We start from the raw sequence: 23,931 nt of genomic DNA, 5'->3' as shown, positions 1-23,931 counted from the left end.
TTATTTCATGGGGCTGTATGGGTGTAAATACAGTGTCTTATGGGACGCTTTGGCCTCATCGTTATTAAACGAGATCATGCCGTAGATAATACGTTGGCGGATGCTTTGGGGAATATCCCTACAGTTGGCCGGCTACAACTTGTTGCGTTATCAAATGGCACCTTGCCCGATATTGACCTGCGGTTCCTCATAGACCGATTGGACTCACAGGGTAGTGGTGAACGGTAAATCACTACTTGAAAAGCGGCTCAGACCTGCAAGTGAAGCGCATCCGCCATGGCTTCAATCTCTTGTCGCATCCACAACTTCTGCAACCAACCGGAGGGAATAGCCTGCGCCCCGTAAAATGCCCCCGCTACCTGGCCGACAATGGCAGCGGTGGTGTCAGCGTCGTCGCCGAGGTTCGTCGCGGCCAGCACCGCATCAGCAAAATTGTCCGTCTGATGAAAGCACCACAGCGCTGCTTCTAAGGAAGCCACCGAATAACCAGTGCCTGACACTTCACTCCGACCTTTTCCCTGATACGCCCCTTGGGCAAGCGCTATCACTTTAGCCTCGGTCAGTTGCTCAGACGGCACACGCAACACATCCGCCTTTGACGCGCCGGTCAATGCGTTGCCAATGACATCAGCCAACACCTGGCAACACTCCACCGCCTCTGTCGCCCCATGGGTTGTGCGTGAACTCAGAGCCGCAAAATCGCGAATGCGTTCGCGATCCGGATAAAAGAACAGCACGACCGGTGCCAGTCGCATCAGCGAGCCATTGCCAGCCGTATCAGCAGCGGTATCCCCCGCGAATGGGTCGCCATGGGACTGATAGCGTTCCAGTGCACCGCGAACGGTCATACCAATGTCAAAGCAATCGCCAGTGGAGCTCAGATAACCCCAATGCCACCAATTGAGGTATCGGCCCATCTGGTCAGCCGCATCAAAACCACGCTTTTGCAACAGGCTCTCAGCCAGACACAAAGCCATCGATGTGTCATCGGTCCATTGGCCAGGCTTGAGACTGAAGGGGCCGCCACCGACCATGTCGGTCACAGGGGTAAAGGAATTCCGAGGCTGGAATTCAACAGTAGTGCCAACGGCGTCACCACACGCCAAGCCCAGTAAGCATCCGCGATAGCGGTCTGAAAGTGTCGGGGACATCCTGATTCCTTCTGTTGCGAGTTCGTCCGCGCAGGAGCGGCGTACATCCAGCGAGATGATAACGGCTGGGCGTGCCCAAGGAACCTGATCGCAATCTTTTTTATCGAAAACGCAACGTACATTCACTCGGCAGTTTCCCCATCACCAGACAAGTTGTACGATGACCGATGAGAGCACATCGCTCGCGTTCCTGATACCTACAACAACAAGGAAATCCCCATGAAAAAAGCCACATTGGTCATCAGCTTGCTGTGCCTGTTCAGCGGCTATGCAGCAGCAGCCGCTACATCGCCCGAGCAAGAAGTAGCCCAGGCGGTCGATCATTTGACCCAAGCCATGCTACATAAAGACATCCCACAACTTCAGGCCCTGGCCGCCGAAAACCTCACCTACGGGCACTCCAGCGGTAACATCCAGGACAAGAAAGCCTTCATCGCCGATATCGAAACCGGCAAGAGCGCGTTCAAGACCCTGGAGATGCAGAACCAGAAAATCACCTTGTCAGGTGACGTGGCGCTGGTGCGCAATCACTTCTCGGCCCAGGCGATCAAGGGCACTGAAGTGGTACCGACGGAAATCGAGAACTTCCAGATCTGGCAGAAGCAGAAGGATGGCAAATGGCTGCTGATCGGGCGTCAGGCGTTTCGGTTCTGATAACGAGCTAGGCCGGGTAATTAGTGCATTATTTGAGTTTATGGTGATCCATTGTGGCGAGGGAGCTTGCTCCCGCTCGGTTGCGCAGCAACCGCAAAATCCTGGGGCCGCTACGCAGCCCAGCGGGAGCAAGCTCCCTCGCCACGGTTTGCTCTTCTCGCCCGTTGTGTTTTCCCCTCATATCGCGGCCCACTGCTCCCGGTACTGCAGCAGAAAATCCACAAAAGCACGCACCCGTTGCGGCACGTACCGGCCATGGGGATACAGCAAGGTGAACGGCCGTGAGCGCCCCGCGAAAGGCGCAAGCACCTCCACCAGTTGCCCGTTGGCCAGCTCCTGTTCCACGATGAATTTGTAGGTCTGGAACAAGCCGGCGCCATGCTTGGCCAGCGTCACCCCGCCGAGCACATCATCCGAACAGCAATAGCCCCCTTCGCCGAATACTTCCTTTTCCTTGCCCTCGACATTGAACAACCAGGAAATCCGTCGCCCGCTACTGGGCAATTCGAACTGGATGCACTCGTGATCGTCCAGGTCTTCAAGGGCCTGGGGCGTGCCGGCCTTGCGCAGATAATCCGGGGACGCGACCACCACCAGTTTCGCGTCTTCCAGCAGCCGGGCGATCATCGACGAGTCGGGTTGGGCCCGTACCCGAATGGCGAGGTCATACCCCTCGGCGACGAAATCGATGTTTCGATTGCTCAGGTGCAGGTCTACAGTCACTTGCGGGTACAGCGCCCTAAAGGCCGGCAGCAAGGGCAGGATGCGGTGATGACCGTACGTGGTGGGCAGGCTGATACGCAGTTGCCCGGACGGCACCGATTGCGCCCCCATCATTTCCTGTTGCGCCTCGACCAGTTGCGTCAACGCCTGGCGACATTGTTCGAAATAGGTCCTGCCGGCTTCGGTCAGGCGAATGCTGCGGGTGGTGCGCACGAAAAGTCGTGACCCCAGGCGCTCTTCCAGGCGAAAGATCGAGCGGCTCACCGCCGCCGGAGTAACCCCCGCCAACTGCGCCGCTGCCGTGAAACTGCCCGCCTCCGCCGCCAGGCAGAACAGTTCTATGCTGCCCAACTGCAGATCTTCGAAATGACGTTTCATGATTGATTACACCGCGTATCAACTGAAGTTGCCAAAAGCCTGTTTATCAGCCTGCGGCGTATAAATACAGTGGTCCTTCAATGGCGCGGGAATACTCCTGCGCATTATCTCAGCAGCAGGAGTGCAACATGCCTTTCGTAAACGTGCGAATTACCCGTGACGGCGTGACCCGGGAACAGAAAGCCCAGGCGATTTCCGAAATCACCGAAACCCTCCAGCGCGTGCTGGGCAAGGACCCACACTTGACTCATATCGTGATAGAGGAAGTGGACACGGATAACTGGGGATATGCGGGAATGACCACGACGGAGTATCGAAGTCTTCCGAAGGAATAACGCTCTGCCCTTTCGAGCCCGGTCCGATTGACCGGGCTTTCTATGTCTATCACCCCAATAACTCTGTGGGAGCGAGCCTGCTCGCGATAGCGGTGCGTCAGTCAACATTTGAGTCGGCTGATGTACCGCTATCGCGAGCAGGCTCGCTCCCACAGTGGCTTGTGTTGATCCAGTCATTGATTACATGACGTATCAACTCAAGTACCAGAAGCCTTATTTATCAAACTCTGAGGCATCAATACCCTGAGCTCAACCACCGCCATACAGGCGCACCGGTTCAACTCAATGTGATCAGGAGTCAATCATGAGCCTCAACAAAACCGTCATCATCACCGGCGCTTCCAGCGGGATCGGCCTGGGTTTGGTCAAGGCGTTCCTGGCCCAGGGGTATAACGTGGTGGGCAATGCCCGCTCCCCGTCCGGCCTGGACGCTGCCGCTGCCCAGCTCGGTCACCCGGCCGGTTTCATCGGCGTGGCCGGCGACATCGCTGACCCGGCCACTTCAGCCGCCCTCATCGCCCAAGCCGTCGAGGCTTTTGGCGCCGTTGACGGGCTGGTGAACAACGCCGGGTTCTTCCTGCCAAAACCCTTCGTCGAATACAGCCCCCAGGACCTGGACGCGCTGCTGGACACCAACCTCAAGGGGCTCGTCTATGCCAGCCAGGCCGCTGCCGCACACATGATCGGGCGCCGGCAAGGCTTCATCATCAACATTTCGGCTGCCGTGGCCTTGCAACCGAACATCCAGGTACCGGCAGCCCTGCCGGTGTTGATCAAGGGCGGCGTCAACCAGATGACCCGCGCCCTGGCCCTGGAACTGTCGCCCCACAACGTCAAGGTCAACGCGGTCGCCCCCGGCATCATCGACACGCCCATGCACGACCCGGCGCACCGCGACTTCCTCGACAACCTGGCCCCGGCCGGTCGCGTGGGCACCATCGAGGAGATTGCCGAAGCCGTGTTGTACCTGGCGGGCGCTGATTTCACGACCGGCGCGATACTGCCGGTGGACGGCGGCATGAGCAGCGGCAAGTGGTGAAAAGAAAAACCCCGGAGGCAGGACCTTCGGGGTTTTCATGACGCACTGGATTCAGAGCGTGTAGGAGATGCCGGCCTGCACGGTCCGCGGTGCGCCTGGGTAGGCATAGACGCCACCGAATGCACCCTCTTCGTAGTCGGCGTCGAACAGGTTCTTCAGGTCCAGGTTGAGGCGGATCCGCTCGTTGACCTTGTAGTAGCCGAGCAGGTCGACGACGGTGTAGCTGTCCATGGTAAAGGTGCTGGCCGCCGTATTGCCGGCCCGCTCATCGACGTACCTGGCGCCCAGGCCCAGGCCGAGCCCCTTGAGGCCACCGTCCTGGAACTCGTAGACGTTCAACAGGCTGAAGGAGTTCTTGGGCACGTTGAGCAAGCGGGTGCCGGTTGGGATATTGATGTCCTTGGTCACTTCGGCATCTACATACGCGTAGCCACCGATCACGCGCCATTCTGGCGTTAAATTGCCCGCCACATTCAAATCGAAACCACGGCTGCGCACTTCCCCGGCAGCCACGTTGAAGGTGGAATCCAGCGGATCGGGCGTGAGTACGTTGCGCTTTTCAATCTGGTAGATCGCCGCATCAACGCTCAACTGACGATCCAGCGCTTCCCACTTGACGCCCATTTCGTAGGACTTGCCCTCTTCCGGCTTAAACCCCTCACCCTGCCCCTGGCGACTGGCTCCGGTGTTGGGTTTGAACGAGCGCGCGGTGTTGGCGTAGAGCGCAACGGTATCGGTCAGATCGTAGATCACCCCCAGGCGTGGGGTGACAGCATTTTCAGTCTTGTCCCAGTTACGGCTACCGGGCCGAGCCTGAGGGACGAAGGATTCGTACTCATGCTCGAATCGCTCAAACCGCGCCCCAGCCAACACCTTCAGGCGCTCAGTCAACGCCACCTGATCCTGCACGAATACGCCAAACGTCTTGAGATTTTCCTGGTCATCGGTGGGCGTACGCGTCAGTGCCGGACGCGGCTGGCCATACACCGGGTCGAAGATATCGATCGGGTAGGCACCGGTGCCCGCGGCGGAGCGCTGGATGATGGACTGGTAGTCGTAGTCTTCATACTCGATGCCCGTCAACAGCGTGTGCTCGAACCCGCCGGTGGAGAAATGCCCGGTGAGGTTGAGTTGGGTGTCACGGTCGGTCCATTCCAGCTTGCGGTAGTTGAAGTTGCGACCCAGGGTACGCCCATCGGCGGCAATGCCGTTGCCTTCCACGGCATTACCCTGCAAGGTGCCGTCGAGCCATTGGGTACCGCCGGCCAGGGTCCAGTCGTCGTTGAGCATGTGCTCGAAACGCACCTGCAACATGTTGTTGTCGTTGTGCAGCTTGCCGGCGTCTTTTTCGCCGAAGAACGTATCGCGCGACGCGGTGCCGCGCTGGCCGGCGTAATGGGTCAAGCCACGGTCCAACGGCGCATTGTTACGCATGAAATCGCCTTCGAAGGTCAGGCGCGTGGTGTCGCTGACCTGCCAGGTCACCACTGGCGCAACACCGTAGCGCTCGGTCTCGACGTGATCACGGAACGTATCACCGCCCTCACCGATCACGTTCAGGCGATAAGCCAGGCGCCCTTCTTCGTCCAATGGACCGGACGCATCGAGCGTACCGCGACGCATCCCCTGGTCGCTGACCTGGCTGCCCAGGGTCACCTTGCGCTCGGCCAACGGTTGTTTGGACACCACGTTGAAGGTACCGCCCGGGTCGCCACGGCCATAGAGCATGGTGGCCGGGCCGCGCAGGACTTCCAGTCGTTCGATGGTGTTGGCGTCCGGCATGTTCGGGTAGCCACGGTTGATCGGGAAACCGTTGCGGTAGAACTCCCCGGTGGTGAAACCGCGCACGGTGAAGGTGGTCAGTCCCTGGCCGCCGAAGTTGTTGGCCCGGCCTACCCCGCCGGCGTAATCGAGGGCGTCTTGCAGGCGCGTGGCACTGAGGTCTTCGACCACATCGCGGGACACGACGGAAATGGATTGCGGGGTTTCATGGATCGCCGTGTCGGTACGGGTGGCACTGGCTGAGCGGGTGGCGTGATAGCCCTTCACCGGGCCCTGTGCTGACTCATAGTCTGCAGCGCCGACGATGTCCGTGGCTTGCAGCTCGAGGGTCGCGGGGTTGGCAGGGGTTGGCTCTTCAGCCCAGGTGGAAACGGAATAAGCCTGGAGCACACACAGTGAAACGAGAATCCGACGCATCGATGCACAATCCTAATGGAAACAAGCCACCCACATCGGGAGGCTGACAAAAATGTGTCGCGAAAGATACAGTAACTCATTGTCGTTTGATATCTATTCCCATTAACACTGGTATTTTTTGTGACTGACCAGTCCGCCATCGCGAGCAAGCTTTGCTCCCACAGGGATCTACAGCGGTACAAGTCTTGTGATTGCCCCTGCTCGCCCCTGTGGGAGCAAAGCTTGCTCGCGATGGCGCCAGAACAATCCCCCCATCCCCTATTGGCCCGCCGCAATCGAGTCCTGCTCCACCCGCTGGAAGAACACCTGCGCACGATGATCCTGGGTATAAGCCACATTCAACCGCAACCAGTCGCAGTCCTCACCCTGAGGCAGGAACGTCGAGCCCTGGGACAATTGGATTTGCAATTCCCGGGCGATCTGCTGCACCCGTTGTGCCGCCAGGCCCCGCGGCCTGGCCCAGACGAACATGCCCCCCATCGGCTCGGCAAATACCTCCCAGTGGGCCGGGTCCAGTTGGCGCAGCGTACTTGCCATCTGCTTGTTCAGGCGCTGGCGCAAGCGCTGGATCAACTTGCGATAGGCGCCGTTGGCGAGCAACGTCGCCACCACGTTTTCCGCCAGCAACGAACAACCGATGCCGGTAATCATCTTGACTTCGGCCAGGCGCTGGATGATGTCGGGATGGGCGACCACGTAGCCGATGCGCAGCGAACTGGACAGCGTCTTGGAAAAGCTCGCCAGGTAGATCACCCGGTCCAGGGCATCCAGGGAGGCCAGGCGTGACGTCGGGCCATTCTGGAAATCGGCGTAAATGTCGTCCTCGATGAGGCGAAAGTCATGGGCCGTTGCCAGTTGCAGCAAACGATAGGCCACGCTCGGCGCCAGGCTGGTTCCGGTGGGGTTCTGGTACATGCTGTTGATGAAGAAGTACGAGGGCTTATGCTCGCCGAGAAGCTGTTCCAGGCGAACGGTGTCCGGGCCTTGCGCGGTTCTTGGCACCGCCAGGGTCTTGACCCCATGCAGCTTCAGCAGATTGAACAGGTTGTAGTAGCCGGGGCTTTCCACCAGCACCAGGTCACCGGGCTTGAGCAGGGTTCGCACCAGCAGGTCGAGGCCTTGGCTGGCGCCTTGGGTGGTGATGATCTGCGCCGGGTCGACGTGAATGTCGATCAGACCCAGGCGCTTTTGAATGTGCAGGCGCAGATGCGGCGAGCCTAACGGGGTGCTGTAGTTGAACAACGCGTGGTTGTCGCTGCGCACCACCTGGCGGATCGCCTGGCCCAGGTCGGTGTCGTCGCGCCAGGCGTCGGGCAGCCAGCCACACCCCAGCTTGAGCTGCGTCGATTCATTGTCGAACAACCGCCACGGTGCGTTATCCGCTTCAGGTGCCGGCGCTACCGGCCGGGCCAACCGCTGCGCGACAAAAAAACCCGCGCCATGCCGGGACTCCAGCACCCCGCTGGCGACCAGTTGATCATAGGCCTTGATCACGCTCGACAGGCTCAGGCCATTTTCCCGGGCCAGTTGGCGAATGGACGGCATCCGTGTGCCAGGACGAATGCCATGGGCATTGATCCAGCCCATGAGGTGCGTCACGAGCTGCCGGATCACGGGCTCGGCAACGTTGCGATCAATCTTCAGATCCACGGCGGGCACTCTTGACTAAGTGTTCTCGATTTTTCAGAAAACAGTTAAACACAAATGGCCGGCGTCTGTTCCTTGTTTGCGGTGTGCCCGGCAGTGATAGTCCCCGGGACCTCATGCACACCCTTTAAGGAATACCCTTGAACCCACAGCATCGACACTCCTGGGGACTGGCTTTCGGCCTTTGCCTGATCACCCTCGCGGTCAACTTGCAGGCGCCGCTGTACACCACCTATGCGCAGTTGTCCGGCTATGGGGCCGGCGCCACGGCGGTGGCGTTTTCCGGTTATGTGCTGGGCGTCCTGCCCGTCTTGCTGGCATTCGGCGGGCTCGCCGACTGGGTGGGGCGCAAGCCGTTGATCCTGGTCGCGCTCGGATTGTCGATGCTGGCGACGCTGGTGACACTGCTCTGGCCAAGCCTGGAGGCCCTGGGCGTGGCACGCCTGATGATGGGAATCGGCACAGGGCTGGCTTCGGCCACATCGACCGCCTATATGGCCGAGCTCATGGCAACCGGCGACCCCCGCTCGCCGGCCAACCGGGTCACCGCCAGCACTTCCCTGGGGTTTGGCCTGGGCGCGGCGTTGACCAGTCTCTTCCTGTTCGTCCATCACAGCGCCACTCCCGGCAGCTTCTGGTTGCAACTGATGTTGGCGGCCATGGCGATCGGCGTGGTCTGGCGGCTACCGGACCCGGCGCGAAAAATCAAAGACGCACCGCTGCTGCGCCTGCCGTTGTTTCCCGCCGGCAGCCTGCCCTACAGCTTTTCCATGCTGTTGGCCTGGGCGACCTCGGGCCTGGTCATCGCCATATTGCCCTCGGTGCTGGCGACTCACGATTTGCAGCGTTGGTCTGGCTTGTCGACCTTCACGGTCATCAGTTGCGGCTTGCTCTTCCAACCCTGGGTTCGGCGCATGCAACCGGCCAGGGCTACGGGCCTGGGGCTGTTGATCCTGCCGGTGAGCTACGCGTTGCTGGCCTGGGGCGCGAGTGCCGGTTCCTTGGCCGCCGTATTGCTTGGTGCGCTGGGTGCCAGCAGTGCGTGCTATGGCTTCCTGTACCTGGGCGGGCTGTCAGCCGTCACCGCCATGGCCGGCGTGGAAAAGGCCCGGGTCAGCGCCGGATTCTTCCTGTTCGCCTATGTCGGGTTCAGCATCCCGGTGGTGGTGACCGGGCTGCTGGCTGACGTTTTTGGCGCTGACGTGGCGTTGATCGTGTTCGGCCTGGCGCTGCTGGCTGGGGCGTCTGTCACTGGATGGCGTATCGTCCGGACAGAAGCTTATGTGACTCGCCTGTCCCACTGCTGAACACAAAACCTTGTGGCGAGGGGATTTATCCCCGTTGGGCTGCGCAGCAGCCCCAAGATGAGCGGTTCCTATCTGCCTGACACACCGCAATGTCAGGTTTTAGGGCTGCTGCGCAGCCCAGCGGGGATAAATCCCCTCGCCACAGTTTCGTACCCTTGGCTGCTTCATCGCCTGCTTCAAGGACCACCCCGGCAAAGTCGTATACCATATCCCCATCTAAGCCGAACGACCCGCCGCCGTGACTTTATCCAAGTTCAACCTGCCCGACCTGGGCAACACTCCCTCCACTTCGGAAATCATTACCCGCCACCTGCGCGATGCCATCGTGGCTGGGCACTTTGCCGAGGACGAGCCGATTCGCCAGGACGACATCGCCCGCCAGTTCAACGTCAGCAAGATCCCCGTACGCGAAGCCCTCAAGCGTCTGGAGGCCGAGGGCCTGGTGATGTTCCAGCGTAATCGCGGAGCGATGGTGACGCGCATTTCCGAGGCGGAGCTGGCGCAGATGTTCGAGGTGCGGATGCTGCTGGAGGACAAGGCGTTGCGCCTGGCGATTCCCAATATGACCGAAGAGACCTTCGCCCGGGCCGAGAGCATCTGCCGTGAATTCATCGGTGAAGACGACGTGGGTCGTTGGGCCGAACTGAACTGGCAGCTGCATGCCTGTCTCTACGAACCGGCCCAACGGCCCTTCCTGGTGAGCTTGATCCGTTCGGTCCACGACAAGTTGGAGCGCTATCTGCGCATGCAAATGAGCCTCTCCGCCGGCAAGGAGCGCGCCGACCACGAGCACCGGGAAATCCTCGACGCCTGCCGTGCCGGTGATGTCGAACGGGCGGTGAAGCTGTTGGACGAACACATCGCCGGGGTCTGCAAGACGCTGTTCGAGTTCCTGCCTTCCAACCATTGAGCCCGCCCGAAATACCGAGTCGATGATCGACCCGGTATTCTTGAGGACCTATACATATGTACCGCAGCGACTGTCCGACGCCGCCCTAGAATCAGGTGCCTTCGTTATCTGAAACAGACACTTGCTTTCAACCATGACACCTCCATTCGACACCTTCATCGACAGCCTTTCTGTTACAGCTTCCATAAAGAATCAAAACTGGGCGGGCACGGACGACAGCATCTATATCTCGATGGGCCCCCTGGGCCAGATGCAATTGTTCTGCGAAGCCCCCAGAGTGGGGCAAGTCATCCACGTGGATATCGACATTGCCCGGATGTTCGGTCGAGCACGTATCTCGCTCGGGGAAATTGACGGACTGGCCCTCTACCAGGTGCCCGTCGCACACCCGATCGCTTCTGATGACTGGGCGCTGGAATCGTTGCTGATCAAAGCCAATGACATCTACGCCAATACCTCATTCAAACGGATCGACACATGGCTCAGAAACTCATCCGCGCACTTGCAATTCGTATGGTCAGGTCATGTTCACTTCTCCGACTGGAAGAATTCCGACCATAGATCCATCGATCTCAGCGCCCAGACCTATCCGATCAGGTGGATGCCCTTTATCGGCGACCTGATGCATTGGCGCTGTTATGACCCATCGAAAATAGACGGCGTGGGTCAGTTGATCGGAATGTGGGACGGTAAGTTGATCGGCAATCAACTGAAGACACACACCAGTGAACTGCTCGCCCCCAACGACCAGTCCAATAGTTACACATGGGTCTATACACCCGAACACGCCATTATCTATAAGCGCTGGGAGCATAGCGACCGGGCCAACTACGTCAGGCATAGCCAGCTTGGCAGTGGCAGGCCGGTCATGTGTGCCGGGGAGCTCAAGGTCACCGAACATCGTATGGACCATGTGATCGCCATGGTCAACGATGCTTCCGGGCATTACAGGCCCGACGGCGGCGCCTGCCTGCGGTATGTGGCCGAGAAGTTCGAGGCCTTGGGGATCAATACCGAGCATATTGAATGGCGATGGCAAGACAGGAACGCCTGATCAGGCTCACCTGGCTGCTGCCGTACTGTGCCGATTTCGTCATCAGCGGCAGATAAACCCATCAAGCCGTCGCCCCCCGGCGCGGGCCACGCTTGCGTTCACTCATCTAAACGGACGTGGCCCCATGAAACGCATCACCGTGATCGATTCCCATACCGGCGGCGAACCGACCCGACTGGTCACCGACGGTTTTCCCGACCTGGGCCAGGGCAGCATGGCCGAGCGCAGGCAGCGTCTGGCCGAGCAGCACGATGCCTGGCGCACCGCCTGCGTGCTGGAACCGCGCGGCAGCGATGTGCTGGTGGGGGCGCTGCTCTGCGAGCCGGTGGACCCGGGCGCCTGTGCCGGAGTGATCTTCTTCAACAACAGCGGCTATCTGGGCATGTGCGGCCACGGCACCATCGGCCTGGTGGCGTCACTGGCCCACCTGGGAAGGATCGGCCCCGGTGTGCACAGCATCGAAACCCCGGTGGGCACGGTGCAAGCAACCTTGCATGAGGACCGTTCGGTCAGCGTGCGCAACGTGCCGGCCTACCGTTACCGCAAGGCACTGGCCCTGGAGGTGCCCGGCATCGGCCCGGTGGTGGGCGATGTGGCCTGGGGTGGCAACTGGTTTTTCCTGATCGCCGAGCATGGCCAGCGCGTGGCCGGCGATAATCTCGACGTGTTGACCGCCTATACCTACGCCGTGCAGCAAGCCTTGGAGCAGCAGGGTTTTCGCGGAGAGGACGGCGGCCTGATCGACCACATCGAACTGTTCGCCGACGACCCGCAAGCCGACAGCCGCAACTTCGTGCTCTGCCCGGGCAAGGCCTATGACCGCTCCCCGTGCGGCACCGGCACCAGCGCCAAACTGGCGTGCCTGGCCGCCGATGGAAAACTGCAACCCGGCCAGATCTGGCGCCAGGCCAGTGTCATTGGCAGCGAGTTCGAAGGCTCCTATGAACGCTCGGGCGAACGCATCGTGCCGACCATTCGCGGCCGTGCCTACATCAGTGCCGAGACCACGCTGGTCATCGAAGCGGATGACCCGTTCGCCTGGGGCATTCGTCCGTGAGCGAGGGCCAGGTCGCCGACGTGATCATCATCGGTGCCGGCATCATCGGCGCTGCCTGCGCCCGGACATTGGCCCAACGCGGCTTGAAAGTCCTGGTGCTCGACGCTGGTTGGCACGGCGCGACGGCGGCCGGCATGGGCCACCTGCTGGTGCTGGATGACAACCCGGCGGAACTGGCCCTCAGTCAATATTCCCTGCAACGCTGGCGCGAACTGGCCCCGGCCCTGCCCGAGGCCTGCGCCTGGCGCAACAACGGCACCCTGTGGCTGGCGGCCAATGCCGAGGAAATGGCGGTGGCCCACAGTAAATACCTGAACCTGCTGGCCCATGGCGAAGCCTGCGAACTGATTGGCCGCGCCGCCCTGCATCAGCGTGAACCCCAATTGCGCGAAGGTTTGGAAGGCGGGCTGCTGATCAAGGGTGACGGCATTCTCTACGCCCCGGCTGCCGCGCGCTGGATGCTCGACGCGCCCAACATTCGCCAGCAGCGCGCCCGCGTCAGCGAAGTCGACGGCCAGCGCGTGCGCCTTGACGATGGTCGCTGGCTGAGCGCCGACGCGGTGGTCCTGGCCAATGGCATCCAGGCCACCGAGCTGTGCCCGGAGCTGCCTATCGAAGCGAAAAAAGGTCACCTGCTGATCACTGATCGCTACCCCGCCACCGTCACCCACACGTTGGTGGAACTGGGCTATGTCACCAGCGCCCACAACGCCAGCGGGCCGTCAGTGGCGTGCAATATCCAGCCACGCCCAACGGGGCAATTGTTCATCGGCGCCTCGCGGCAGTTCGGCACCGTCGACCCACAGGTGGAAGGCTTGATGCTGGCGAAGATGCTCAAGCGCGCCGTCGAATATATGCCGGGGTTGGCGCAGCTCAACGGCATTCGTGCCTGGACCGGTTTTCGCGCGGCCAGCCCCGACGGCTTGCCGTTGGTGGGCCAACATCCGCAGCGCAAGGGCCTGTGGCTGGCAGTCGGTCACGAAGGCCTGGGCGTCACGACGGCGCCCGCAACGGCCGATTTGCTGGTCGCCCAACTGTTCAACGAAACCTCGCCGCTTGCCCCTCAAGCTTACCTGCCACAGCGCTTTCTCGGAGAACCGGCCCATGCCTGACTTATTCCTGGACGGTCGCCCCCTGTCAGTCGCTGATGGCACCAGCGTCGCGGCGGCATTGGCCTTGGGGGCGGACGGCTGTAGTCGTACCTCGGTCAGCGGTCAGCGCCGGGCGCCCTTGTGCGGCATGGGCATCTGCCAGGAATGCCGGGTGCTGATCGACGGCCGTCGACGCCTGGCCTGCCAAACCCTTTGCCACGACGGCATGCACGTGCAGACCCGACCATGAACGAAACCACCGACCTGCTGATCATCGGTGCCGGCCCCGCCGGCATGGCCGCCGCCCTCGCCGCGGCAAACAGCGGCGCGCGCATTGTGCTGCTGGACGACAATCCGCTACCGGGCGGGCAGATCTGGCGCGACGGTCCCCAGGCCAACCTGCCGACCCAGGCACGCCGTCTGCGAGACCGGTTGCATGCCTGCACTAACGTCCGCTGTCACGCTGGCGCGCGGGTAATCGCCTGTGCAGGAGACAAGACCCTGTTGGTGGAGGATGCCGAGCGCGGCTGGCAGATCACTTACGAGCGCTTGATCCTCTGCACTGGCGCCCGGGAATTGCTGCTGCCCTTCCCCGGCTGGACGTTGCCCGGAGTGACCGGAGCTGGCGGCTTGCAGGCACTGATCAAGGGTGGCCTGCCGGTGCGCGGCGAACGGCTGGTGATCGCTGGCAGCGGCCCCTTGCTAATGGCAAGCGCCGCCACGGCGAAACATCAAGGTGCGCAGCTGGTGCGCATCGCCGAGCAAGCCAGTCGCACCGCCGTCGCCGGTTTCGCTGCACAATTGCCCCGCTGGCCGGGCAAGTTTTTCCAGTCGTTCGGTTTGTTCGACCGACACTACCGCACCGGTACTTATGTGGTGGAAGCACTCGGGCGGGAGCGACTCGAGGGCGTGTGCCTGCTGCAACAAGGCAAGACGATCGAACTGGCTTGCGATCGGCTGGCCTGTGGCTTCGGGCTGATTCCCAACACCCAGCTCGGCCAGGCCCTGGGCTGCGCGGTTGAACACCAGGCCCTGGCCGTTGACGCCTGGCAAGCCACCACCCGCGTCGAACATTACGCCGCCGGAGAATGCACCGGTTTTGGCGGCAGTGAACTGGCCCTGGTGGAAGGCGCCATCGCCGGCCACGCCGCCGTCGGCAATACTGCGGCGGCCCAGCGTCTGTGGCCCCAACGCACACGCTGGCAGGGTTTCGCCCAGGCATTGAACAAAGCCTTCACCCTCGATCCACAGCTCAAGACCCTGGCCACGGCTGACACCCTGGTTTGCCGCTGCGAAGACGTGCCCTATGGCGAACTGGTCGACCATGAAAACTGGCGCGAAGCGAAACTGGCCAGCCGCTGCGGCATGGGCGCGTGCCAGGGCCGAGTGTGCGGCGCCGCCTTGGAACACCTGTTCGGCTGGACACCGCCCACACCCCGCCCGCCCTTCAGCCCGGCGCGTATCGAGACCTTGCTGGCCCTGGAAGAAACCCCACCCACCTGAACCCGACACACATCCCACTCAGACCTGTACTCACCACAAACTCCCACAGAGATTTGAGGTGAACTTCAACTTTGCGGCACCGCAGGACCCCATGTGGGAGCGAGCCTGCTCGCGATAGCGGCGTGACAGGCAGCGCATTTTCGATTGACACTGCGCCATCGCTTCCACAAAAAAGACGACGCCGGCCATGTATCCCTCGCTCACTTCCCTCGCGCCCTGTGACCTGGACACCCTGCTGCGCAGCCTGCAACCCATCGCCCCGCTGCTGGACACCCTCGCGGACGTGGTGTTTTTCATCAAGGACAAACAAGCCCGCTACGCCTTCGTCAACCAAACCCTGGCCCGGCGCTGCGGTTTCAAGCACAGCGCGGACTTGCTCGGCCTCACCGCCGAACAGGTGTTCCCCGAACGCTTCGGCCCGCTGTACACCGAACAGGATCGCCGGGTGCTGGCCAGCGGCCGGGAGTTGGCCGACCAGCTCGAACTGCATCTGTATTACGGCAACCAACCCGTGTGGTGCCTGACCCACAAGCTCGCCCTGCATGACCCAAACGGCCAGGTCGTCGGCCTGGCCGGCATTTCCCGTGACCTGCAATTGCCCCAGTCGAGCCACCCAGCCTTCCAGAAACTGGCGGCGGTGGATGCTCATATCAAAAGCCACTTCGCCCGCCCCATCAGCCTGGCCGAACTGACCGCCATTGCCCAATTGTCGGTGGCGCAACTGGAGCGGCACTGCAAACGCATCTTCCAACTCACACCGCGGCAGATGATTCACAAGGCACGCCTGGAAGAAGCCTCGCGGCTGTTACTCGACAAAGACCTGCCGATCACCGAAATCGCCCTGCGCTGCGGCTACACCGACCACAGCGCCTTCAGCCGCCAGTTCCGTGCCCTGACCAGCCTGTCGCCCAGCCAGTATCGCGAGAGTCAGCACTGACGCCTGTTCCCCGATGGGGCGTCGCCCCCCATGGCTGCTCCCATCTGTAACACACAGCCCCAGCGCGGCCCCCTGCCCGACGTGGTACCGCGCGGCCTGAAAGCCTCTAGATCAGCCTTCCAGTGGCATTACCGCGACGCGACCGCAAACAGGCATGCCGATTGCTTATCTAATATCGTATACGAAATCCTCAATACGATATCTCACCGCATTTATTCGACAGCGAGGCATTTATGAAAAACCCTGCATTGGCCGTAGCCCTCAGCGTTGTCCTCTCCCCGCTTTTCATTGCCCCCGCCCACGCCGACAAGCTCGACGACATCATCGGCTCCGGCAAACTACGCTGTGCCGTGACCCTGGACTTCCCACCCATGGGCTTTCGTGATGAAAAAAACAACCCGGCGGGCTTCGACGTGGACTATTGCCACGATCTGGCGAAAGTCCTCGGTGTCGATGCCGAAGTGGTGGAAACCCCGTTCTCCGACCGAATCCCCGCGCTGCTGTCCGGCCGCGCCGATGTGATCGTCGCCTCCACATCTGACACCTTGGAACGGGCCAAGACCGTCGGCCTGACCGTGCCCTACTTCGCTTTCCAAATGGTCGTGCTGACCCGCGACAACACCGGCATCAACAGCTACGCCGACCTCAAGGGCAAGAACCTGGGCAACACCAGCAGTACCTACGAAGCCATCGCCCTGGAGAAGGACCAGAAGAGCTGGGGCAGCGGCAGTTTCCGCGCCTATCAGTCGCAGAACGACACCCTGCTGGCGGTCGCCCAAGGGCACATTGACGCGACCGTGGTGACCAACACCGTGGCCGCCGCGACCATCAAGTCGGGCAAGTACAAGGGCCTGAAGATCGCCGGCGATGCGCCCTATGTCATCGACTACGTGTCCCTGGGCGCCAAGCGCAACGAGTACGGCCTGCTCAACTACCTCAACCTGTTCGTCAATCAGCAAGTGCGCACTGGGCGGTACAAGGAGTTGTTCGTCAAATGGGTCGGCACCGACATCCCGCCGGCCAACCTGACCGTTCCCCAGGTCTACTATTGAGGATCGGTGCATGCCAAGCACGCCTGTCCGTGTGAAAGGCCGCAGCCTGGTGGGGGGGGCCGCCCAGGGCGCCCTGCTGTTCGCCGAAGTCGGCCTGAGTTTCTGGGGCGGGGTCGATCCGGCCAGCGGCGAGGTCATCGATCGGCATCACCCGTTGAGCGGTGAACGCCTGGCCGGGCGCGTATTGGCGATTCCCAGCGGACGCGGCTCATGCACCGGCAGCAGCGTCTTGATGGAGTTGATCAGCAACGGCCATGCACCTGCGGCCCTGGTGCTGGCCGAAGCCGATGAAATCCTGACCCTGGGCGTGCTGGTGGCCCAGGTGATTTTCCAACGCTCGTTGCCGGTATTGTGCGTGGGGCACGAGGCTTTCAACAGGTTGCGCGGCCAGGGCTTTGTCCGCCTCGAGGGCGACGTCCTGACGCTGTCTGGCCGCCGCCCCAACGACGGCTGGCAGGGTTCGGACGTCTGCCGGCAGCCGCCCACTCCCTCGACCCTGGACCTGACCGAACAGGACCAAGCGTTGCTCGACGGCACTCACGGCAAGGCGGCCCAAGTGGCGATGCAGATTGTGTTGCGCATGGCCGAGATCCAGGGCGCCACGCAACTGCTAAACGTGACCCAGGCCCACATCGACGGCTGCATCTACACCGGCCCGGCGAGCCTGCGCTTTGCCGAACAACTGGTGCGGTGGGGCGCGAAAGTCCGCGTGCCCACCACCCTCAATTCCATCTCCGTGGACCAGCGTCGCTGGCGCGAACTGGGTGTCGATCCGGCCCTGGGCGAGCCGGCCAGTGCCCTGGGCGATGCCTACATGGCGATGGGCGCGCAACTGAGTTTCACCTGCGCGCCCTACCTGCTGGACACCGCGCCCAAGGCCGGCGAACAAATCGTCTGGGCCGAATCCAACGCGGTGGTCTATGCCAACAGCGTGCTGGGAGCGCGCACGCAGAAGTACCCGGACTTCCTCGACATCTGCATTGCCCTGTGCGGACGGGCGCCGTTGACTGGCTGTCATCTCGACGACCGGCGCAAGGCCGGGCTGATCATCGACGTGCCGGCGCTGGGCAACGTCGATGACAGTTTCTATCCGCTGCTGGGTTATCACATCGGCGCTTTGGCGGGCCGGCGCATCCCGCTGATACGCGGCCTGGAACATGCCGCCCCGAGCCTGGACGACCTCAAGGCCTTCGGCGCCGCATTCGCCACCACCAGCGCCGCGCCGTTGTTCCACATCGCCGGGGTGACGCCGGAAGCCCTCGACCCTGCCAATGTCATGGAGAACGACGCCACCTTGCCGCAGGAAAGCGTCAATGTCGCTGGCCTGCTCGCCAGTTGGCGCGAGCTCAACAGCGCCCGGGACAACTGGGTGGACGTGGTGTCCCTGGGCAATCCGCATTTCTCCCTCAGCGAATTCGCCACCCTCGCGACCTTGTGCGCGGGGCGGGTCAAGCATCCGTATGTAGTGCTGGCAATCACCTGCGGGCGAACGGTATTGGAACAGGCGCGCAAGGCCGGATACCTGGCGGCCATCGAGGCCTTCGGCGCGGTGCTGGTGACCGACACCTGCTGGTGCATGTTGGGCGAACCGGTGATCCCGCCCCAAGCCACCACGCTGATGACCAACTCCGGCAAATACGCTCACTACGCACCCGGCCTGGTCGGTCGCGGCGTGCACTTTGCCGCCCTTGCCGAATGCGTCGAGGCCGCCTGCACCGCCGCAACCTCCGGCCAGCCGCCGATGTGGCTGCAACCCACTGCCCGCAGGGGGAGCCCGATCCATGTTTGATGACTACAGCTTCCAATGGCGTCCGGCCTTGCGCGCCCTGCCCGACATGCTCGCCGGAGCCTGGGTGACCTTCGAGACCGCTGCGCTGTCGATGATCTTCGGCGTGCTGATCGCCCTGGTGCTGACGGTGATGCGCCAGGCCCCGAATCGCTTGCTGCGAGGCGTGGGCAATGGCTGGGTGTCCATCGCCCGCAACACGCCCTCGCTGTTCCAGATCTACATCCTCTACTTCGGCCTCGGCTCCCTCGGGCTGCACGTCAGTTCCTGGCTGGCCCTGCTGGCCGGGATCACCTTCAACAACGCCGGTTACCTGGCGGAAAACTTCCGTGGCGGCCTCAAGGCCGTGCCGAGTACGCAAATGCGCGCCGCCCGCTCCCTGGGGATGAGCGCTTTCCAGGCCTACCGGATGATCATCGTCCCGCAACTGTTGCGCATCGTCTTCTATCCGTTGACCAACCAGATGGTCTGGGCGGTGCTGATGACGTCCCTGGGCGTAGTCGTCGGCCTGAACAACGACCTCACTGGCGTCACCCAGGAATACAACGTCAAGACCTTCCGCACCTTCGAATACTTTGCCCTCGCGGCGGTGCTGTATTACCTGATCGCCAAGCTGATCGTCGGGCTGGCCCGGCTGTTGTCCTGGCGGCTGTTTCGTTACTGAGGAGGGTTGGTCATGTTCTCTACAAGCCTCACCGTTAACGACCTGTTGTTCTTGCTGGACGGGGCCTGGGTCACGTTGCAACTGACCGTCTGGTCGATCCTGCTGGGCACCCTGGCCGGATTACTGTTCGGCCTGTTGCGGGCCCTGTTGCCGCGAGCCAGCCTGCCGTTGGCCTGGGTGTTGGACGCGTTTCGCAGCGTGCCGCTGCTGATCCAGTTCGTGCTGTTCAACTCCCTCAAGAGCATCGCCGGCCTGAACCTCAGCGCCTTCGCGGTGGGCTGCATCGTCCTCGGGGTCTACGCCGCCGCGTACTTCACCGAAATCGTCCGCGGTGGGGTGCTGGCGGTGCCGTTGAGCACCCGCCGGGCCAGTCGGTCACTGGGCCTGAGCTATGTGCAGGACCTGCGTTTCATCGTCCTGCCGATTGCCACGCGGGTGGCCTTTCCCGGCTGGCTGAACCTGGTACTGGGCGTGATGAAAGACACCGCGCTGGTGATGTGGATCGGCATCGTCGAATTGCTGCGTGCTTCGCAAACCATCGTCACGCGCATTCAGGAACCCCTGCTGGTGCTGTGCATCGCGGGCCTCATTTACTACGTCATGAGCCTGGTGGTCGCCCGTCTCGGCGCACGTCTGGAAAGAAGGTGGCAGGAAAATGATTGAGATCGAAAACGTGCACAAGTCCTTCGGTGACCTGGAAGTGGTCAAGGGTGTGAGCCTGACGGTGGACAAAGGTGAAGTGGTGTCGATCATCGGCGGTTCCGGCTCGGGCAAGTCGACCCTGCTGATGTGCATCAACGGCCTGGAGCCGATCCAGAAAGGCAGCATCCGCGTGGACGGCATCGAGGTCCATGACCGCGCCACCGACCTCAATCGCCTGCGGCAGAAGATCGGCATCGTGTTCCAGCAATGGAACGCCTTCCCCCACCTGACCGTGCTGGAAAACGTGATGCTGGCGCCGCGCAAGGTGCTGGGCAAGAGCCGACAGGACGCCGAGGCGCTGGCGGTGAAGCAGCTTGAGCATGTGGGCCTGGGGGACAAGCTCAAGGCCTTCCCCGGCAAGCTTTCCGGCGGCCAGCAACAACGCATGGCCATCGCCCGGGCCCTGGCGATGTCGCCGGACTACATGCTGTTCGACGAAGCCACCTCGGCCCTGGATCCGCAGCTGGTGGGCGAAGTGCTGGACACCATGCGCATGCTCGCCGAAGACGGCATGACCATGGTGCTGGTGACCCACGAGATCCGCTTCGCCCGGGACGTGTCCGACCGCGTGGCGTTCTTCTGCAACGGCCGGGTCCATGAGATCGGGCCGCCGGACCAGGTGATTGGCAATCCGATGCAGCCGGAGACGGCGGCTTTCCTTAAATCGGTGAAATAGCGAATGGCCTCATCGCGAGCAGGCTCGCTCCCACACTGTTTTTGTGTACGCCACAGAACCCTGTGGGAGCAAGGCTTGCCCGCGATGAGGCCCGAACAGACAACACAAGGACTTGACTCATGCGCTCATCAAAAATCATCCATGTCGTCAGCTGCCACGCCGAAGGCGAAGTCGGTGACGTGATCGTCGGCGGCGTTGCCCCACCGCCCGGCGCCACGGTGTGGGAACAGTCCCGCTGGATCGCCCAGGACCAGACCCTGCGCAACTTCGTCCTCAACGAGCCCCGTGGCGGCGTATTCCGCCACGTCAACCTGCTGGTGCCGGCCAAGGACCCACGGGCGCAAATGGCCTGGATCATCATGGAGCCGGCCGACACCCCGCCGATGTCCGGCTCCAACTCGTTGTGCGTCGCCACCGTGCTGCTGGAGAGCGGCATCCTGCCCATGACCGAACCCCAGACCCGCTTGGTGCTGGAAGCGCCGGGCGGCCTGATCGAAGCGGTGGCCGACTGCCGCGACGGCAAGGTGCAACGGGTCGAGATCAAGAATGTGCCCTCCTTCGCCGACCGCCTCGATGCCTGGATCGAAGTCGAGGGCCTGGGCTCGTTGCAGGTGGACACGGCGTACGGCGGCGACAGTTTTGTGATTGTCGACGCCCAGCGCCTGGGCTTCGCCATCCGCCCGGACGAGGCCGCCGAGCTGGTGGCCGTGGGCTTGAAAATCACCCGGGCCGCCAATGAACAACTGGGCTTTGTCCATCCGTTGAACCCCGACTGGTCGCACATCTCGTTCTGCCAGATCGCCGCGCCCATCGTCCAGGAAAACGGCATCGCCACCGGCGCCAATGCCGTGGTGATTCAGCCGGGCAAGATCGACCGCTCCCCCACCGGCACCGGCTGCTCGGCGCGCATGGCGGTACTGCACGCCAAAGGTTTGATGCAAGTCGGCGAACGCTTTATCGGCCGCTCGATCATCGGCTCCGAATTCCACTGCCGCATCGATTCGCTGACCGACGTGGCCGGACGCCCGGCGATTTATCCGTGCATCGCCGGGCGCGCGTGGATCACCGGCACCCATCAGCTGTTGCTCGACCCGGCCGATCCGTGGCCGCAGGGCTATCGGCTTTCGGATACCTGGCCCTGTGGCGAGGGGATTTATCCCCGCTGGGGCGCGGAGCGGCCCTAAAACCTGACAACTCGGTGTTCCATCGGGACTCAGGGGGCTGCTTCGCAGCCCAGCGGGGATAAATCCCCTCGCCACAGGGTTGCAGTGAACTTGTTTACAGGCTCTAGAAAACACTATTAACAACCGGAGACAACCATGAGCAAACGCATCAACTGGAGCGGCGTCTTCCCTGCCGTCACCACCCAATTCAACGATGACTTTTCCATCAACCTGGAAAAAACCCACCAAGTGATTTCCAACGTCATTCGTGATGGCGTTTCCGGCCTGGTGGTCTGCGGGTCGGTGGGGGAAAACACTTCCCTGAGCGCCGAGGAAAAGATCGCCGTGACCGAAGTCGCGGTGGACGCCTCCCGTGGCCGCGTACCGGTGATCTGCGGCGTGGCCGAGTTCACCAGCGTGCAGGCGGCCAAGGTCGCAAACGCGGTGCGCAAGGTGGGGGTCGACGGAGTGATGCTGATGCCGGCGCTGGTCTACGGCTCCAAGCCGTTCGAGACCGCCGAGCATTTCCGCTACGTCGCTCGGCATGCCGACGTGCCGTTGATGGTCTACAACAACCCGCCGATCTATAAGAACGACGTGACCCCGGACATCCTGATCTCCCTGGCCGATTGCGACAACGTCGTGTGTTTCAAGGACTCCTCCGGCGACACCCGGCGCTTCATCGACGTACGCAATGAAGTCGGCGACCGTTTTGTGTTGTTTGCAGGTCTCGACGACGTGGTCCTGGAAAGCCTTGCCGTGGGCGCCGAAGGTTGGGTCTCGGGCATGTCCAACGTATTTCCGAAAGAAGGCGAGACCATTTTCCGCCTGGCCCGCGCCGGGCGCTTTGCCGAAGCGATGCCGATTTACGAATGGCTGATGCCGATCCTGCACCTGGACGCCCGCGCCGACCTGGTGCAATGCATCAAGCTGTGCGAAGCCATCGCCGGCCGCGGCAGCGCCCTCACCCGCCCGCCGCGCCTGGCCCTGCCGGAAGCGGACCGGCTGTTTGTGGAGCAGATCATGGCCAAGGCTTTGGCGAATCGGCCGATGTTGCCGGATGTGGGGCTTTAGGACTTCCCCCTGAAGCAAGGGCACCCTGTGTGGGAGCGGGCTTGCTCGCGAAAGCGGTCTGTCTGATATGACTATGCTGCATGTGCCGCCGTCTTCGCGAGCAAGCCCGCTCCCACAGGATTGGTGGTGAATACCGAATCGTGAACACACGCAATAAAACTGTGGGAGCGAGCCTGCTCGCGATAGCGGTCTGTCTGAATCGACTATGCTGGATGTGCCGCCATCATCGCGAGCACGCTCGCTCCCACAGGGATTCAAGGTGTCCCATGAACTATTTCCTGGCCCAGGCCCTGAACAATCAGTGGGCCAATCACCGACTGCTCACTGCCTGCGCGCAGTTGAGCGAAGCCGAATACGCGGCGCCGCGCACGGGGTTCTTCCCATCCATACAAGGCACGCTCTGCCATATTCTGGAAGTGGACCGCTATTACCTGACCGCTCTGGAAGGTGACCGGGACGGCCAGATCAAGGACTTTTCCGAAACCTTGGCGTTTGCCCAACTGAAGGAAAGCCAAACCCGAGCCGACCGGCAACTGCTGGCATTGTGCGAAAGCCTGCGAGAAAGAGACCTCGCCCGCTGCGTTGAGCTGGTACGCGTGGACGGCGTGGTGCGTGAGCGGATCGACCGGCTGTTGCTGCACCTGTTCGAACACCAGATCCACCACCGTGGCCAAGTCCACGGGATGCTCAGTGGCACCGGCATCAAGCCGCCGCAGCTCGATGAGTTTTTCCTCGATTGCGACCGCCCGTTCCGGCAACAGGAAGAACCACAACTGCGGCTCAACGAAGGGCATGTCTGGCGGGACTATCTGCCTGACTGAATCGATAC

Annotated in this window: 23 protein-coding genes; 19 read left to right on the top strand and 4 right to left on the bottom strand. The window is 62.1% G+C overall.

Annotated elements, in window-relative coordinates:
* Positions 1 to 248 precede the first annotated feature (248 nt).
* Entirely contained in the window at positions 249 to 1,151 is a 903-nt protein-coding gene (locus tag PBDP_RS13270) for an ADP-ribosylglycohydrolase family protein (protein ID WP_212802500.1), read from the bottom strand.
* Positions 1,152 to 1,370: 219 nt separating this feature from the next.
* Here PBDP_RS13270 and PBDP_RS13265 point away from each other — a divergent pair, with 219 nt between their 5' ends.
* Positions 1,371 to 1,805: a nuclear transport factor 2 family protein gene (locus PBDP_RS13265; protein ID WP_212802370.1), complete on the top strand. Its 435-nt coding sequence runs from the start codon at positions 1,371 to 1,373 to the stop codon at positions 1,803 to 1,805.
* 177 nt (positions 1,806 to 1,982) lie between these two features.
* On the opposite strand, the gene PBDP_RS13260 is transcribed toward PBDP_RS13265, so the two are convergent.
* On the bottom strand, positions 1,983 to 2,906 hold the full coding sequence (locus PBDP_RS13260) for a LysR family transcriptional regulator (protein ID WP_109756167.1): 924 nt from the start codon (positions 2,904 to 2,906) through the stop codon (positions 1,983 to 1,985).
* Positions 2,907 to 3,034: 128 nt separating this feature from the next.
* Between PBDP_RS13260 and PBDP_RS13255 the strand changes: the two genes are divergently transcribed.
* Positions 3,035 to 3,241: a tautomerase family protein gene (locus PBDP_RS13255; RefSeq protein WP_212802369.1), complete on the top strand. Its 207-nt coding sequence runs from the start codon at positions 3,035 to 3,037 to the stop codon at positions 3,239 to 3,241.
* Positions 3,242 to 3,545: 304 nt separating this feature from the next.
* Complete coding sequence (locus PBDP_RS13250; protein ID WP_212802368.1) at positions 3,546 to 4,280, top strand: SDR family NAD(P)-dependent oxidoreductase; 735 nt, start codon at positions 3,546 to 3,548, stop codon at positions 4,278 to 4,280.
* Between the two features lie 51 nt (positions 4,281 to 4,331).
* On the opposite strand, the gene PBDP_RS13245 is transcribed toward PBDP_RS13250, so the two are convergent.
* Together PBDP_RS13245 and PBDP_RS13240 are read right to left on the bottom strand one after the other, a co-directional pair.
* Positions 4,332 to 6,479 carry a TonB-dependent siderophore receptor gene (locus PBDP_RS13245; RefSeq protein WP_212802367.1) on the bottom strand — a complete coding sequence of 716 codons (2,148 nt, stop codon included), beginning with the start codon at positions 6,477 to 6,479 and terminating at the stop codon, positions 4,332 to 4,334.
* Positions 6,480 to 6,737: 258 nt separating this feature from the next.
* On the bottom strand, positions 6,738 to 8,129 hold the full coding sequence (locus PBDP_RS13240) for an aminotransferase-like domain-containing protein (RefSeq protein ID WP_212802366.1): 1,392 nt from the start codon (positions 8,127 to 8,129) through the stop codon (positions 6,738 to 6,740).
* Between the two features lie 137 nt (positions 8,130 to 8,266).
* Here PBDP_RS13240 and PBDP_RS13235 point away from each other — a divergent pair, with 137 nt between their 5' ends.
* The 16 genes from PBDP_RS13235 to PBDP_RS13160 all read left to right on the top strand — a co-directional run bounded on the left by PBDP_RS13235 (position 8,267) and on the right by PBDP_RS13160 (position 23,923).
* Positions 8,267 to 9,433, top strand: coding sequence for an MFS transporter (locus PBDP_RS13235; RefSeq protein ID WP_212802365.1), 1,167 nt, complete (start codon positions 8,267 to 8,269; stop codon positions 9,431 to 9,433).
* Between the two features lie 238 nt (positions 9,434 to 9,671).
* A complete protein-coding gene (locus PBDP_RS13230) occupies positions 9,672 to 10,343 on the top strand; it encodes a GntR family transcriptional regulator (RefSeq protein ID WP_109756172.1) in 672 nt (223 codons plus the stop codon).
* 133 nt (positions 10,344 to 10,476) lie between these two features.
* Positions 10,477 to 11,397, top strand: coding sequence for a hypothetical protein (locus PBDP_RS13225; RefSeq protein WP_212802364.1), 921 nt, complete (start codon positions 10,477 to 10,479; stop codon positions 11,395 to 11,397).
* A gap of 124 nt (positions 11,398 to 11,521) precedes the next feature.
* Positions 11,522 to 12,454, top strand: coding sequence for a 4-hydroxyproline epimerase (locus tag PBDP_RS13220; RefSeq protein ID WP_212802363.1), 933 nt, complete (start codon positions 11,522 to 11,524; stop codon positions 12,452 to 12,454).
* On the top strand, positions 12,451 to 13,566 hold the full coding sequence (locus PBDP_RS13215) for an NAD(P)/FAD-dependent oxidoreductase (protein ID WP_212802362.1): 1,116 nt from the start codon (positions 12,451 to 12,453) through the stop codon (positions 13,564 to 13,566). The genes PBDP_RS13220 and PBDP_RS13215 overlap by 4 nt, the downstream gene beginning before the upstream one ends.
* Entirely contained in the window at positions 13,559 to 13,795 is a 237-nt protein-coding gene (locus PBDP_RS13210; protein ID WP_116832234.1) for a 2Fe-2S iron-sulfur cluster-binding protein, read from the top strand. The genes PBDP_RS13215 and PBDP_RS13210 overlap by 8 nt, the downstream gene beginning before the upstream one ends.
* Positions 13,792 to 15,048: an NAD(P)/FAD-dependent oxidoreductase gene (locus tag PBDP_RS13205; protein ID WP_212802361.1), complete on the top strand. Its 1,257-nt coding sequence runs from the start codon at positions 13,792 to 13,794 to the stop codon at positions 15,046 to 15,048. The genes PBDP_RS13210 and PBDP_RS13205 overlap by 4 nt, the downstream gene beginning before the upstream one ends.
* Positions 15,049 to 15,235: 187 nt before the next feature.
* Entirely contained in the window at positions 15,236 to 15,985 is a 750-nt protein-coding gene (locus PBDP_RS13200; RefSeq protein WP_109756178.1) for an AraC family transcriptional regulator, read from the top strand.
* Positions 15,986 to 16,218: 233 nt separating this feature from the next.
* A complete protein-coding gene (locus PBDP_RS13195; RefSeq protein ID WP_212802360.1) occupies positions 16,219 to 17,037 on the top strand; it encodes an ABC transporter substrate-binding protein in 819 nt (272 codons plus the stop codon).
* Positions 17,038 to 17,047: 10 nt separating this feature from the next.
* On the top strand, positions 17,048 to 18,826 hold the full coding sequence (lhpI, locus tag PBDP_RS13190) for a cis-3-hydroxy-L-proline dehydratase (RefSeq protein ID WP_212802359.1): 1,779 nt from the start codon (positions 17,048 to 17,050) through the stop codon (positions 18,824 to 18,826).
* On the top strand, positions 18,819 to 19,487 hold the full coding sequence (locus tag PBDP_RS13185; protein ID WP_109756181.1) for an amino acid ABC transporter permease: 669 nt from the start codon (positions 18,819 to 18,821) through the stop codon (positions 19,485 to 19,487). Before lhpI ends, PBDP_RS13185 begins: the two co-directional genes overlap by 8 nt.
* Positions 19,488 to 19,499: 12 nt before the next feature.
* The gene (locus PBDP_RS13180; protein ID WP_116832231.1) at positions 19,500 to 20,150 is read left to right on the top strand and encodes an amino acid ABC transporter permease; all 651 of its coding nucleotides are present in this window, start codon (positions 19,500 to 19,502) and stop codon (positions 20,148 to 20,150) included.
* Positions 20,143 to 20,865: an amino acid ABC transporter ATP-binding protein gene (locus PBDP_RS13175; RefSeq protein WP_109756183.1), complete on the top strand. Its 723-nt coding sequence runs from the start codon at positions 20,143 to 20,145 to the stop codon at positions 20,863 to 20,865. Before PBDP_RS13180 ends, PBDP_RS13175 begins: the two co-directional genes overlap by 8 nt.
* 119 nt (positions 20,866 to 20,984) lie before the next feature.
* A complete protein-coding gene (locus PBDP_RS13170; RefSeq protein WP_212802358.1) occupies positions 20,985 to 22,049 on the top strand; it encodes a trans-3-hydroxy-L-proline dehydratase in 1,065 nt (354 codons plus the stop codon).
* 135 nt (positions 22,050 to 22,184) lie between these two features.
* The gene (locus tag PBDP_RS13165; RefSeq protein WP_109756185.1) at positions 22,185 to 23,102 is read left to right on the top strand and encodes a dihydrodipicolinate synthase family protein; all 918 of its coding nucleotides are present in this window, start codon (positions 22,185 to 22,187) and stop codon (positions 23,100 to 23,102) included.
* Between the two features lie 266 nt (positions 23,103 to 23,368).
* Positions 23,369 to 23,923: a DinB family protein gene (locus PBDP_RS13160; protein ID WP_212802357.1), complete on the top strand. Its 555-nt coding sequence runs from the start codon at positions 23,369 to 23,371 to the stop codon at positions 23,921 to 23,923.
* Positions 23,924 to 23,931 lie beyond the last annotated feature (8 nt).

The organism is Pseudomonas sp. St290 (genome assembly GCF_018325805.1).
Taxonomy (GTDB): Bacteria; Pseudomonadota; Gammaproteobacteria; order Pseudomonadales; family Pseudomonadaceae; genus Aquipseudomonas; species Aquipseudomonas bijieensis.
Note: the sequence above shows the minus strand (reverse complement) of the source record. Positions and strands in the feature narration are given on the sequence as shown.

What these genes read in the sequence shown, in the direction of transcription:
- PBDP_RS13220 (WP_212802363.1), top strand. Translation starts at nt 11,522, where the DNA reads ATGAAACGCATCACCGTGATCGATTCCCATACCGGCGGCGAACCGACC.
- PBDP_RS13265 (WP_212802370.1), top strand. Translation starts at nt 1,371, where the DNA reads ATGAAAAAAGCCACATTGGTCATCAGCTTGCTGTGCCTGTTCAGCGGC.
- PBDP_RS13250 (WP_212802368.1), top strand. Translation starts at nt 3,546, where the DNA reads ATGAGCCTCAACAAAACCGTCATCATCACCGGCGCTTCCAGCGGGATC.
- PBDP_RS13160 (WP_212802357.1), top strand. Translation starts at nt 23,369, where the DNA reads ATGAACTATTTCCTGGCCCAGGCCCTGAACAATCAGTGGGCCAATCAC.
- PBDP_RS13175 (WP_109756183.1), top strand. Translation starts at nt 20,143, where the DNA reads ATGATTGAGATCGAAAACGTGCACAAGTCCTTCGGTGACCTGGAAGTG.
- PBDP_RS13260 (WP_109756167.1), bottom strand. Translation starts at nt 2,906, where the DNA reads ATGAAACGTCATTTCGAAGATCTGCAGTTGGGCAGCATAGAACTGTTC.
- PBDP_RS13195 (WP_212802360.1), top strand. Translation starts at nt 16,219, where the DNA reads ATGAAAAACCCTGCATTGGCCGTAGCCCTCAGCGTTGTCCTCTCCCCG.
- PBDP_RS13270 (WP_212802500.1), bottom strand. Translation starts at nt 1,151, where the DNA reads ATGTCCCCGACACTTTCAGACCGCTATCGCGGATGCTTACTGGGCTTG.
- PBDP_RS13180 (WP_116832231.1), top strand. Translation starts at nt 19,500, where the DNA reads ATGTTCTCTACAAGCCTCACCGTTAACGACCTGTTGTTCTTGCTGGAC.
- PBDP_RS13210 (WP_116832234.1), top strand. Translation starts at nt 13,559, where the DNA reads ATGCCTGACTTATTCCTGGACGGTCGCCCCCTGTCAGTCGCTGATGGC.
- PBDP_RS13255 (WP_212802369.1), top strand. Translation starts at nt 3,035, where the DNA reads ATGCCTTTCGTAAACGTGCGAATTACCCGTGACGGCGTGACCCGGGAA.
- PBDP_RS13245 (WP_212802367.1), bottom strand. Translation starts at nt 6,479, where the DNA reads ATGCGTCGGATTCTCGTTTCACTGTGTGTGCTCCAGGCTTATTCCGTT.
- PBDP_RS13170 (WP_212802358.1), top strand. Translation starts at nt 20,985, where the DNA reads ATGCGCTCATCAAAAATCATCCATGTCGTCAGCTGCCACGCCGAAGGC.
- PBDP_RS13205 (WP_212802361.1), top strand. Translation starts at nt 13,792, where the DNA reads ATGAACGAAACCACCGACCTGCTGATCATCGGTGCCGGCCCCGCCGGC.
- PBDP_RS13200 (WP_109756178.1), top strand. Translation starts at nt 15,236, where the DNA reads ATGTATCCCTCGCTCACTTCCCTCGCGCCCTGTGACCTGGACACCCTG.
- lhpI (WP_212802359.1), top strand. Translation starts at nt 17,048, where the DNA reads ATGCCAAGCACGCCTGTCCGTGTGAAAGGCCGCAGCCTGGTGGGGGGG.
- PBDP_RS13225 (WP_212802364.1), top strand. Translation starts at nt 10,477, where the DNA reads ATGACACCTCCATTCGACACCTTCATCGACAGCCTTTCTGTTACAGCT.
- PBDP_RS13185 (WP_109756181.1), top strand. Translation starts at nt 18,819, where the DNA reads ATGTTTGATGACTACAGCTTCCAATGGCGTCCGGCCTTGCGCGCCCTG.
- PBDP_RS13165 (WP_109756185.1), top strand. Translation starts at nt 22,185, where the DNA reads ATGAGCAAACGCATCAACTGGAGCGGCGTCTTCCCTGCCGTCACCACC.